Source organism: uncultured Senegalimassilia sp. (genome assembly GCF_934630535.1).
Classification (GTDB): domain Bacteria; phylum Actinomycetota; class Coriobacteriia; order Coriobacteriales; family Eggerthellaceae; genus Senegalimassilia.
Genome location: NZ_CAKTVU010000004.1, coordinates 23604 through 36046 on the forward strand (window position 1 = coordinate 23604; position 12443 = coordinate 36046).

The 12443-nt window shown below is 62.1% G+C and carries 9 protein-coding genes; 7 read left to right on the forward strand and 2 right to left on the reverse strand.

Annotated features, from left to right (window positions below):
* Positions 1-3: 3 nt before the first annotated feature.
* The 3 genes from xseA (at position 4) to Q0D52_RS03680 (ending at position 3253) form a co-directional block, all read left to right on the forward strand.
* Positions 4-1677: an exodeoxyribonuclease VII large subunit gene (gene xseA / locus Q0D52_RS03670; RefSeq protein WP_294380224.1), complete on the forward strand. Its 1674-nt coding sequence runs from the start codon at positions 4-6 to the stop codon at positions 1675-1677.
* A gap of 1 nt (position 1678) precedes the next feature.
* Positions 1679-1933 carry an exodeoxyribonuclease VII small subunit gene (gene xseB, locus Q0D52_RS03675; RefSeq protein WP_294161361.1) on the forward strand — a complete coding sequence of 85 codons (255 nt, stop codon included), beginning with the start codon at positions 1679-1681 and terminating at the stop codon, positions 1931-1933.
* 105 nt (positions 1934-2038) lie between these two features.
* Entirely contained in the window at positions 2039-3253 is a 1215-nt protein-coding gene (locus Q0D52_RS03680) for an acetate kinase (RefSeq protein WP_294361129.1), read from the forward strand.
* 361 nt (positions 3254-3614) lie between these two features.
* Here Q0D52_RS03680 and pta read toward each other — a convergent pair whose 3' ends face one another.
* Complete coding sequence (gene pta / locus Q0D52_RS03685) at positions 3615-4622, reverse strand: phosphate acetyltransferase (RefSeq protein ID WP_294380225.1); 1008 nt, start codon at positions 4620-4622, stop codon at positions 3615-3617.
* 210 nt (positions 4623-4832) lie between these two features.
* On the opposite strand from pta, the gene Q0D52_RS03690 reads away from it, so the two are divergent.
* The 4 genes from Q0D52_RS03690 to cydC all read left to right on the forward strand — a co-directional run bounded on the left by Q0D52_RS03690 (position 4833) and on the right by cydC (position 11810).
* Entirely contained in the window at positions 4833-5870 is a 1038-nt protein-coding gene (locus tag Q0D52_RS03690; RefSeq protein ID WP_294361125.1) for a glycosyltransferase family 2 protein, read from the forward strand.
* A gap of 138 nt (positions 5871-6008) precedes the next feature.
* Positions 6009-7289, forward strand: coding sequence for a branched-chain amino acid transport system II carrier protein (gene brnQ / locus Q0D52_RS03695; protein ID WP_294380229.1), 1281 nt, complete (start codon positions 6009-6011; stop codon positions 7287-7289).
* The gene (locus tag Q0D52_RS03700) at positions 7289-8089 is read left to right on the forward strand and encodes a type III pantothenate kinase (RefSeq protein WP_294380230.1); all 801 of its coding nucleotides are present in this window, start codon (positions 7289-7291) and stop codon (positions 8087-8089) included. Before brnQ ends, Q0D52_RS03700 begins: the two co-directional genes overlap by 1 nt.
* 286 nt (positions 8090-8375) lie before the next feature.
* On the forward strand, positions 8376-11810 hold the full coding sequence (gene cydC, locus Q0D52_RS03705) for a thiol reductant ABC exporter subunit CydC (RefSeq protein ID WP_294380233.1): 3435 nt from the start codon (positions 8376-8378) through the stop codon (positions 11808-11810).
* 77 nt (positions 11811-11887) lie between these two features.
* Here the strand turns inward: cydC and yfcE are convergent, their stop codons facing one another.
* Positions 11888-12436 (reverse strand): phosphodiesterase, encoded by a 549-nt coding sequence (gene yfcE, locus Q0D52_RS03710; protein WP_294380235.1) that lies wholly within the window; start codon positions 12434-12436, stop codon positions 11888-11890.
* Between the last annotated feature and the right edge of the window lie 7 nt (positions 12437-12443).

The following is a 12443-nucleotide window of genomic DNA, read 5'->3' on the forward strand; positions in this document are numbered from 1 at the left end:
AACGTGGCCTACGGTCGATCATATAACGGCGCCGCTGGGGGATCCCGCGGCGCTTTTGCTAGCTCGGGGGGTTCCGGTGCGCCTGCACGAAACGCCGAAGAGGCGGCGCGTGCGTGCGCTGCTGCTTTCGGCGCGCGTAAGACGGCGAGCTCGAACATCTCCTCGCGAAACGAAGGTGCGGCATCTGATGCGTCGGCCTCACGTGCTCTGTCGGTATCCGCCGCCATGCAGCTGGCGAAGGGGGCGCTCGAGGGCGTGACGGTGCGCCTGGTCGGCGAGATCTCCGAGCTGTCGAACAAACCTGGGTACAAGGCCGTGTACTTCACGGTCAAGGACAAGTCGGCAAGCCTTCCCTGCATGATGTGGAACAACCGCTTCCGCGCCGTAGGCGTGCAGGTGGCCGTCGGGCAGCTGGTGGAACTGACGGGCAGGTTCACCCTGTACGCGGCGAAGGGGCGCATGAACTTCGACGTGTTCTCGCTCGCGCCGGTGGGAGAGGGCCAGCTGAGATTGCAGGTGGCCAACCTTGCGCGGAAGCTTTCCGCCGAAGGCCTTGCGGATCCTGCGCGAAAGCTGCCCTTGCCCGCCTATCCGCTTACCATCGGCCTGGTCACAAGCCCGCGCGGCGATGCGGTGCACGATGTGCTGCGCACCCTGCGCCGCCGTTTCCCCGTGGCGCGGGTGCTGTTCTCGGGTGTAGCGGTGGAGGGTCCGCAGGCTCCTGCCGGCATCGTCGAAGGCATGCGCGCCGTCGTTCACGCCGGCGCCGAAGTGGTGCTCGTGGTGCGCGGCGGCGGCTCGTACGAGGATCTCATGCCGTTCAACGACGAGTTTCTTGCCCGCATGATCGTCAAATGCCCCGTGCCGGTGGTCACGGGCATCGGGCATGAACCCGACACATCCATCGCCGACATGGTCGCCGACGTGCGCGCCTCGACGCCTACGGCCGCCGCCGAGGCGGTAAGCCCGGCACGCGAGAACCTTGATGCGCTGTTCCGTGCGCGTCGTGGCAGCCTGGATACATGCGTTCAGCGCGCGCTCGAGAGCTGCTCGGCGCAAGTTGGACGCATTGCCAGCCGCCCGGTCTTCTGCGACCCCAACGCATTGCTGGCGGCTTCGGCTCAGGGGGTCGACCTGTATGCCGACAGGTTGGCAAGGGCGTTGCCGGCCAGCCTGGACCGCGACCGTGCGCAGGTCGACCGGTTGCGCGAGCGTTTGGGTGCGGCGCTTCCCAACGCCTTGACTTCTGACGCGGCGGCCGTGCAGCGGCAGCGCGAACGCCTGACGCGCGCGCTTTCGCAGGTCGTCGTCATGCCGGCGTCGCAAACGCAACGGGCGCGGGAGCGGCTGTTGCGCGCGATGCCCCAGGCTTGCGAGCGAGAGCGTGCGGTGCTCGACAACGAGCAGCGGCGTTTGCGCGCGGCGGGCCGTCAGCTGCTCGAGCCGTTCCGCCGGCAAGCGGGTCTTTCGGCAGCGCAGCTTGACGCGCTATCGCCGCTGGCGGTTCTCGGCAGGGGTTACTCCATCGCCCGTGATAGCGGTGGAGGCGTGGTGAAGTCGGTCGAGCAGGCCCAGGCAGGGCAGAAGCTAGATGTGACGGTGTCGGACGGCGTGATCGAATGCGATGTGTCGGGCGTCCGACGTGCTGATGATGGCTTTACAGGGAAGGAATCATGAAATGGGCAATGAGGGTTTGAAACCGGTCGAGGACCTGACCTTTCGCGAGGCCATGGCCGAGCTCGACGGCATCGTCGGCGTGCTCGAGTCCAACACGCTCGAGCTTGAGGACAGCCTTGCCAGCTACGAGCGGGGCGTTGCCCTTCTTCGTGCGCTTCAAGGTCGCCTGGCAACGGCTCAGCAGAAGGTCGATGTGCTCATGGGCCAGCTTGAGCCGGAAGTGTCGGACGAGCAACGCGACACCACGCTTTCGTAGCGCCGCTTGCCGACAGAGTGCCGCGCGGGCGTTCCTCTTGGTCCCGTGCGGGCCGTATTGCAACTACAATAGTGGCTCGAAATCTTTTGGTAAGGAGGCAGGCCGTTGAACGTTTTGGTTATCAATGCGGGTTCATCTTCGCTGAAGTACCAGCTTATCAATGTTGAAACGCATACGCTCATGGCCAAGGGCATTTGCGAGCGCGTCGGTTCGGCCGAGGCGTTCCACAAGCACGGTCTTGATGATAACGAAGTGGTCATCGACGCGAAGATGGCGGACCACGATGACGCTATCGCGCTCGTGCTTGATTCCCTGGTCTCGGGCGAGGGCGCCGCTATCTCTTCTCTGTCCGAGATCGATGCGGTCGGTCATCGCATCGTCCAGGGAGGCAAATATTTCGATCGTTCCGTGCTTATTGACGACGATGTCATCGCGAAGATCGACGAGCTTGCCGAGTTGGCCCCGTTGCATAACGGTGCGGCGCTCATGGGCATCCATGCTTGCATGAATCATATGCCGGGCGTTCCCATGGTGGCCGTGTTCGACACGTCGTTCTTCACCACGTTGCCGCCGAAGGCCTACATGTATCCGTTGCCTTACGAGCTCTACGAGAAGTACGCCATCCGCAAGTACGGCGCTCATGGCACTTCGCATCGCTATATTTCCGAGCGCGCTGCCGCGGTGCTCGACGAGCCAATTGAGGACTTGAAGCTGATCACGCTTCACCTGGGCAACGGCTGCTCGGCTTCGGCCATCGACCATGGCGTTGCCGTGGACACCTCCATGGGCCTCACCCCGCTTGACGGCTTGATGATGGGCACCCGCTGCGGCGCCATCGATCCGGCTATCGTGCCGTTCGTCATGGACCACGAGAACCTCACTGCCGAGGAAATGAACAACCTCATGAACAAGCAGTCCGGCTTGCTCGGCATTTCCGGCGTGTCGAACGACCTGCGCAGCGTGCGCACGGCTTCGGAAGAGGGCAACGAGCGCGCCATGCTCGCATACGACATGTTCTCCAACTCGGTGAAGAAATACATCGGCCAGTACATCGCCGTCATGGGCGGCGTGGACGCTATCGTGCTCACCGCCGGCGTCGGCGAGAACTGCGACAAGATGCGCCGCATGATCTTCTCCGGCCTGCAGCCTTTGGGCATCGTGCTCGACGAGGAGAAGAACCGTCATCGCGGTTTTGAGCGCATCATCTCCACCGACGACTCCGAAGTGCAGATCATCATCATCCCCACCAACGAGGAGTATATGATCGCGCGCGACACCTACGAGATCGTGCACGACCAGATGGTCGGCATCGAGCCGTAAAGCGCTCTGCCGTCTATGCAACGCAAGGCCCTGCATCACATGTGATTTGGAAAAGCCCTCGTCAGAGGGCTTTTCTTTTGGACTTAGGCTGCGGGTTGCGTAAGCTGGCCGTTTCGGAACAGCAGCTGCCGTCGTCTAGAATCTCGTGCGCCGCGAGCGTTCGCCCTTTTGCGGATAAAGGCGCCGATGGCAGCATCGGCGCCTTTACGGTATGCGGGTTCGCAGAAGTATCTCGGATGCTTGGCGTTTGGCGGATTCGACAAGAAAACCCCGCTTCCGGACGTTGCAATCGGTTCGGGAAGCGGGGTTTCGGTTCCGTCGTTAGCTCCTGATCGCTCGAGGGGCTTCGCGTCGGTTCGGGTTACTGGGCGTCGGCGGCCTTCTTCGCCTGGGCCTGAACGCAGGTGATGGCGATGACGCCTTCGATGTCATGCGCGGTGCAGCCGCGGGACAGGTCGTTGACCGGGGCCGCGATGCCCTGGGTGACCGGGCCGAACGCCTCGGCGTGTGCCAGGCGCTGTACCAGCTTGTAGCCGATGTTGCCTGCATCAAGGTCGGGGAAGATCAGGCAGTTCGCCTTGCCGGCCACCTTGCTGTCGGGGGCCTTCGACGCGCCGACGGAGGGCACCATGGCGGCGTCGGCCTGCATCTCGCCGTCGAGCGCAAGCTCGGGTGCCAGCTCACGGGCGATGGCGGCAGCCTCGACCACCTTGTTCGCATCGTCGTTTTTGGCGGAGCCGTAGGTGGAGTGGGAAAGCATCGCCACTACCGGCTCGGTGCCGATGAGGGTTTTCCAGGACTGGGCGGAATTGACGGCGATGTGGGCGAGCTTCTCGGCGTCGGGCTGGATCTCCAGGCCGCAGTCGCTGAACAGGAAGGTGCCGTTCTGGCCGTATTCGCAGTTGGGCACCACCATGATGAAGAAGCTGCTGACCAGCTTCACGCCCGGGGCGGTTTTGAGGATCTGCAGGCTGGGGCGAAGGACGTCGCCGGTGGAGTGGCAGGCGCCGGATACCATGCCGTCGGCACGCCCGGTCTTCACCATGAGCACGCCGAAGAACAGCTCATCGCGCACCTGCTTGGCGGCCTTTTCCAGGGTCATGCCCTTATGCTTGCGCAGTTCGTACAGGGTGTTTGCGAACTCGTCGTGCAAGTCGGAGTCTTGCGGGTCGATCAGCGTGGCACCATCGAGCTTGCGCCCCGATTCCTTGATCGCCTCCACGTTGCCCAAGATGATCAGGTTGGCAACATCTTGCGCGAGGATGGTCTCGGCTGCTTCGAGCGTGCGAGGGTCATCGCCCTCGGGTAAGACGATGGTCTGCTTGTCGGCTTTGGCGCGTGCAAGCATGGTGTCCAAAAACGAGCTCATGTTCGTACCCTTTCTTCGCGATGTGTCGGACGCCGTTGCCGCAAGAGATGCTTGGTTTATACGGCGCCCAAGCGGTTCACTTGGATTTTATCCATAATGTCCCCGCGTAGGACAGCCGTGCGCCGCTCTACCGGTAAAATGGCGGGCGAACCATTTGAACGGCGGCGCCAACGATCTCATTCCCGCTGTTGCTCCCAGGAAAGGACAGGCATGAAAAGCATCACCTTCGCCATCCCGTGCTATAACTCCGCGGCATACATGGACAAGTGCATCGAGTCCATCCTTGCGTGCGGGGGCGATAAGGGCGTTGACGACATCGAGATCATCATCGTCGACGACGGGTCGGTCAAAGACGACACCGCCGAAAAGGCCGACCGCTGGGAGCAGCTCCATCCGGGTATCATCAAGGCCGTTCATCAGGAGAACGGCGGCCATGGGCAAGCGGTGAACACCGGTTTGGCGAACGCAACGGGTCTGTACTTCAAGGTGGTCGACTCCGACGACTGGCTTGACCGCCGTGCCATGGAAGACGTGATGGCGTATGTGCGCAGCCAGGTGGGGCGCTCCGCTCCGACCGACCTGGTCATTGCCAATTACGTGTACGAGAAGGTGCACGAGAGCACGCGCACCATCATGCACTATCGCAACGTGTTCCCCGAGGGGCGCGAGTTCGGCTGGTCCGAGGTGGGGCACTTCAACCCCAGCCAATACCTGCTCATGCACTCGGTCATCTACCGCACCGAGCTGCTGCGCGGCATGGGCCTTCAGCTGCCCAAGCACACGTTCTACGTGGACAACATCTTCGTGTACGTGCCGCTGCCGCACGTTAAGACCATCTACTACCTTGACGTCGACATGTACCGCTATTTCATCGGCCGCGACGATCAAAGCGTCAACGAGTCGGTCATGATGAGCCGCATCGACCAGCAGCTGCGCGTCACGCGCATCATGATCGACGCCGTGCAGCTCCCCGGCGGCGTGCCTGAGAAGCGCTTGGAGCGCTACATGGAGAACTACTTGTCCATGATGATGTGCATCTGCAGCATCTTCCTGCGCATGATCAACACCGTCGACGCCGAGGACGAGCGTGATGCGATCTGGCGCTATCTGAAGGAGAACAACTCCGACGTGTACCGCCGCGTGAGGCATAGCGTGTTGAACATGGGCACGAACCTGCCCACGAACCTAGGACGCAAGATCGGCATCACCGGGTACCATGTGGCGCAGAGGATTTTCAAGTTCAATTAGGCATCAAGTGGAAAAGGCCTGCTCATGCAGGTCTTTTTTATGGCAACGATTTGCCCTCGCCTAAAGTTCGCTGCTTCTTTTTTTCGATGGATTGCGTCATAATAAGGAATTCGAGCGAAAATCCATAAAGGAGCATTCTTGAAGAAAAACACTTTGGTCACCGGTCTGGCGTTGTTCGCCATGTTCTTCGGTGCCGGAAACCTGATCTTCCCGCCGTTTCTGGGCATGGAAAGCGGAACCGACTGGGTGATCGGCTTTCTGTGCTTCATCTTGATCGACGTGGCGCTGTCCTGCCTGGGCATCTTCGCGCTCAACGCGGCGGGCGGCGCGAACGTTGCCGTCGAGGGGTCGTTGGGCAAGGTTCCCGGTCTGGTGCTCAACACCGCCGTCATCCTGTGCACGGGCATGATCATCGCCGAGCCTCGTACCGCTGCCACCACCTATGAAATGTCCATCGTCCCGCTGTTCGGTGATTCCGTGAACATCTTGTTGTTCTCGGCGCTGTTCTTCGCGGCCGTGCTTGCGTTGTCCATCCGCCAAACGCGTTTGGTCACTATCATCGGAAAGGTGCTCACCCCGCTGTTGGTCATCTGCGTGTTCGTCATCATCGCGGTCGGCGTGGTGCATCCGCTTGGCGAGATAGGGGCGCCGCTTTCCAGCCATGCTGCGCAGGACGGCATCTTGGCCGGTTATCAAGCTATGGACGTGCTTGCTTGCGTGGGCTTCGCCATCGTCATGGAGAACGCCGCGCGCACCGCCGGCTATACGCGTCGCGAGGACCAGCTTAAGGTCATCGCTGGCGCTTCCGTTGTCGCCGGCGTTCTTTTGGCTGTGATTTACGGCGGGTTGACCTACTTGGGCGCCTCGAGCGCGCTTGCCTTCGGGGCCGGGATGGACCGTTCCACGCTTATCGTCGAGATCACCAAACACCTGCTCGGTCACACCGGCGTGATCATCCTCGGCATCATCGTCGGGCTTGCATGCTTGACCACCGCCATCGGCCTGACCGGCGCTTCGGCGTCGTATTTCGAACGAACCACGCACGGCAAGGTCTCGTATCGCGCCGGCGTCATCGTGACCGTTGTGGTTTCCTTCGCCATCTGCAACCTGGGTTTGAACGCCATCGTGGCGTTTGCGGCTCCGATCTTGTCCGTGGTTTGCCCGCCGTTCATGGTGTGCGTGGTCATGGTGCTGTTCAAGAAGCGCATGGGCACCACGTGGCCGATCAAGGGCGCTGCCCTTGGAGCGTTCGTCATCAGCTTGCTCGCCACCATTGACGATACCTATGGCGTGCTGCCCGCCATCAAGCATCTTCCCTTTACCGACCTTGGCTTCAGCTGGTTGCCGTTCGCGATCGTCGGCGGCATCCTCGGCGCGGTGGCGTTCAAGGTGCGCAAGGGGAGCAAGGCGGTCGCATAATGGCGGATTCCAATCAAGGCGGATCTAGGCTCATCCTCGTCGTCGACGTGGGGAATTCCGTCACCAATCTCGGGTTAGGTTGCGAAGGGGGCCTGTCGTGCTCATGGAGCGTGACCACGCCCGAGCGATTGACGGCCGATGAGGCGCTTCTGTGCGTGACGTCGTTCTTGCAGGTTCGCGGATGCGATGCGCACGTGCGCGATGCCATCGTCGCCTCCGTCGTTCCCGGGCTCACCGACGCCTGGGTGGAGGCGTTGCGCGCGCTTTGCGGTGTGCGCCCGTTGGTGGTTGGACCGGGTCTGAAATCAGGTTTGAAACTGCACCTGAACAGCCCTACGGATTTCGGCGCCGATCGCGTTGCCGATTGCGTGGCCGCCAAGCAGCTCTATGGATTCCCGATCATCGTGGTTGATTTTGGAACCGCAACCACCCTTGAGGTGATCGACGATGCCGGCGCCGTGCAGGGCGGGCTTATCGCGCCGGGCCTGCGTCTGGCCGCGCGGGCGGTGGCCGATGCTGCGGCGCAGCTTCCCGTCATCGGGTTGCATGCGCCCCGCAACGTCATCGGGAAGTCGACGCGCGATGCCATGCAGGCGGGCATCGTCATCGGCGAGGTTGCCCGTATCGATGGCCTGATCCAGGCGGTATGGGACGAACTCGGGTACGAGACGCGCGTCGTCGCCACCGGCGATGACGCCCAGGCAATGGCCGGGCTTTCCCGACGCATCAAGGTTGCCGACGATCGGCTCACGCTCAAAGGGCTGATCATGCTGTATGAGAAGAACAGGAAAGCAAGGTAGGGGATACCCCGTATCGCGTTCGCACAATGTGGAACTAAGCGACTCGCATCGGTAGCTTCACCTTGCCAGCCCGGCGTTTGCCGGGCTTTTTTCGCGATACGGATTAGCCTTATGTAACAATGTTGCGGATACTATAGTTTGCCATGTCTATCAAAGTTTTGCAATGGTACCATTCGGCTGTTTGAATCAAGGCGGATGCAGAGGCCGAAGCTGCGCCGTCTTTTGTAATCGAAAGGAAACCAGCTCCGTGTTCAATAAACGGTTGATATCGATGGTGCCGCAGGCTTTGAGGTATATCGTACGCAACGTGGCGGCGCAATGGGTGGCGCTTGTGGCGAACATCGTCCTTATGCTCCTTATCGGCTTGTTCCTTCAGCGGCTGTTCAACGGCGCCGCCGTCGATGGCTGGGTTGCGATGCTTGCGTGCGCTGGCGTTGCCGTCATCGCGGCGCGCATGGTGTGCTTGACCTTCGCGCAGCGCATGGGGGTTGCTGCGGCGATGACCGCGAAACGCTCGGTTCGCAGGCAGGTGTATGACAAGCTGGTGCGCATGGGCCCCGGCTATTCCGAGCATATCGCCACAAGCGAGGCCGTGCAGGTAAGCGTCGAGGGTTGCGAGCAGCTGGAAAGCTATTTCGGGCAATATCTTCCGCAGCTGTTCTATGCCGTGTTGGCGCCGCTTACGGTGTTCGCATTCCTGGCACCGCTGTGCCTGCCTGCCGCCATCGCCCTGTTGGTTTGCGTGCCGCTGATCCCGATCTCCATCGTGGCGGTGCAGAAGATCGCCAAACGCGTCATGGGCAGGTATTGGGGCGCCTACACCGATCTTGGCGGGGCGTTCCTTGAGAACCTGCAGGGTTTGACCACTTTGAAGATCTATCAGGCCGACGAGGCGTGCCATCGTAAGATGAACGAGCAGGCCGAGACCTTCCGCCGAGCCACGATGCGCCTGCTCACCATGCAGCTCAACTCCATCACCGTGATGGACGTGTTCGCCTTCGGCGGCGCGGCTGTGGGCATCATCGCGGCGATGGTGCAGTTCGCCAACGGCCAAGTCCCCTTCTATGCGGCGTTTTGCGTGGTGTTCCTGTCGGCGGAGTTTTTCATCCCCATGCGTACGCTGGGGTCGTTTTTCCATACGGCCATGAACGGCATGGCGGTTGCCGAGAAGATGTTCGCCATCCTAGATGCGCCCGAGCCCGAGCAGGGGACGCGCAGCGTCGATCCCGAACATGCGGGCATCGTTGTGCGCGATGTGACGTATTCCTATGATGGGCAGCGCACGGTGCTTGATCACGTCGATTTTGCCGCCCCCGCTGGAAGCTTCACCGGCATCGTGGGTGAGAGCGGTTCAGGCAAATCAACGTTTGCGGGCATTTTGTGCGGGCGCAATCTTGGATTTACGGGCGACGTGGAGATCGGCGGCGTGCCGCTTGGGCAGGTTTCCCGCGAAAGCATGGCGCAAACGGTCACCGTCGTCCCGTTCTCCAGTTACCTGTTCTCCGGAACGGTGCGCTCGAACCTGCTGATGGCGCGCCCCGAGGCAACCGATGACGAGCTTTGGGACGTTTTGAGCCGTTGCCGCATCGACGGGTTCGTTCGCGCATCCGGCGGGCTTGACGCGCCCGTTTCCGAGCAGGGCGGCAACCTCTCCGGCGGTCAGCGCCAGCGCTTGGCGCTTGCCCGTGCGCTTTTGCACGATACCCCTATCTACATCTTCGATGAGGCGACGTCGAACGTGGATGCGGACAGCGAGCAGGCCATCATCGGCGTTATCCACGAGCTGGCGAAAAGCCGCACCGTCATCATGATCTCGCACCGCTTGGCGTCCGTTGCCGAAGCCGACCGCATCTTCGTGCTGGCGAACGGGCGCGTGGCCGAGAGCGGATCGCACGAGCAGCTGTGCGGCACCAGTGGCGCATACGCGAAACTGTGGGGCCAGCAGATGGAGCTCGAGGCGTTCGCGTTGCGTGCCGAGCGGCGTGCGGCGAACGTCGGCGATGCCGATGACGCGCCGTGCGTGGGAGCCGAAGCTGCAGGTGCGGATACCCGCGCCCCCCAGACGCGCCGATCAAATATCTCGATCATGTGCCGTATGGTGAAGCTTGTCAAACCGCTTGTGCCGGTCATGGTCGCAGCGGTCGCCTTGGGCGTCGTCGGCTTCTTGTGCGCTACCTTTCTTACGGTGGGCGCAGCTTTGGTGATCACGGGCATCGCCGGTTTCGAGCCGGCGCTTGGTTTGGGCGCGGGCATCGCGATGGTCGTCGCCTGCGGCTTTTTGCGCGGCCCCTTGCATTACGGCGAGCAGATGTGCAACCACTATCTGGCGTTTCGCATTTTGGCCCTTGTCCGCGACCGCGTGTTCGGCAAGCTGCGCACGCTTGCCCCGGCGAAGCTCGAGGGCCGCAGCAAGGGCGATTTGGTATCGCTCGTCACCTCGGACGTCGAGTTGCTCGAGGTGTTCTACGCGCATACCCTCTCCCCGGTGCTCATCGCCGTGCTGGTCTGCGCCGTCATGATCGCCTTCATCGGCAGCATCTGCTGGCAGCTGGCCATTGCCGCGTTTGCGGCGTATGCCCTGGTCGGCGTGGTGGCGCCGTGGGCTGCCTCGCATGCGGCGGGAGATGGCGGCAGGGAGCTGCGCGATGCCCTCGGCGGTATGAACTCGTTCGTGCTCGACGGTTTGCGCGGTTTGCGCGAAACGCTGCAGTTCGGTCAAGCGCGTGTGCGGGCCGAGCAGCTTGATACCCGCATGGATGCGCTGTCGAAGGTGGAAGATCGCCTGAAGGGCCGTGCGGCGCGCAGCATGGCGGCGACGAACGGTTTGGTGCTCGGGCTTGATGTGGCGATGGTGGCGCTTGCCGCAACGCTTTGCGCACAGGGCGCGATCGATGCCGGGCAGGCTTTTGCGTGCGTGGCGGCGCTCATGTCCTCCTTCGGTCCGGTGATCGCGGTTGCGAATCTAGGAAGCGGCTTGCAGCAGACGTTTGCCAGCGGCGCGCGCGTTCTCGACCTGCTCGACGAGCAGCCGCAGACCGAGGATGTCGTCGACGGTTGCGACTTGGAAGCGTTCTCGGGCGCAGCTGCCGAGCACGTTGATTTCTCGTACGGTGCAAGCCCGGTTCTCAAGGACGTGTCCCTTGAGGTCACGCCCGGCTCGATCGTGCATTTGGCGGGCAGGAGCGGTTCGGGAAAATCGACGCTTTGCAAGCTGTTCATGCGATTCTGGGATCCCAGCGACGGCAGCATACGCATATCCGGGCAGGATGTCCGCGATGTGAGCACGGGAAGCCTGCGCAACATAGAAGGCTACATGACGCAGGAGACGCACCTGTTCTCCGGCACGGTGGGGGACAACATCGCGCTTGCCAAGCCCGATGCCACCCCCGATGAGCTTGCCGAGGCTTGTAGGAAGGCGGCTTTGACCGGCTTGATCGAGCATCTGCCTCAAGGATTGGACACGCCGGTCGGCGAGTTGGGCGACACCTTGTCGGGCGGCGAGCGTCAGCGCATTGGGCTTGCGCGCATGTTTTTGCACGATGCCCCGTTCGTGCTGCTCGACGAGCCCACCAGCAACCTTGACAGCCTCAACGAGGCGGCGGTGCTGCGAGCGTTGCTTGAAGCCCGACAGGGCAAAACGGTGGTCTTGGTAAGCCATCGAGCCTCTACTGCGGCTATCTGCGATGCCTCCTACACCGTCGAGCGCGGAAGGTTGTCGTAACCGGGCGCTTGCAAACCATATGAAAAGGGAAGGCCGCAGCTGTGAGCTGCGGCCTTCCTGCGCTTGATGCCGTTCTGTTATTCCCAGCTTGCTTCCTGCAGGGTTTCGCCGTTAAGCGATTTCAAGGCGAACGCGCCGTTTTCGTAGACGGCGTAGCTGGCGGAGCCGTCCTTGGGGATGGAGGTGCTTCCCGGGTTCACGAACATCACGCCGTCGACGAGCTCGAGCCGCTTGATGTGCGTGTGCCCCGTCAGCAATGCGCTTCCGTTCGGCAGAGCGGGCGGCTGATCGGGTGAGTTGCCCGCAAGGTGACCATGGCTCAGATGCAGCAGATGGCCATCGGCCCACACCTGGGAAAAATCGCTCAGGCAGGGGAAATCGAGCACCATCTGATCGACCTCCGCGTCGCAATTTCCCCGCACGGCGATGATGCGCTCTGCCATGTCGTTGAGGATGGCGAGCACCTCTTTGGGCGCATAGCCCTCGGGCAGGTCGTTTCGCGGGCCGTGATAGAGCAGGTCACCGAGCAGCAGCACACGGTCGGGGGTTTCCTCGTCGATGCGCTGGCCTAAGGTGCGGACGGCGGGCGCCGCTCCATGCAGGTCGGATGCGATGACGAACTTCATATAGCTG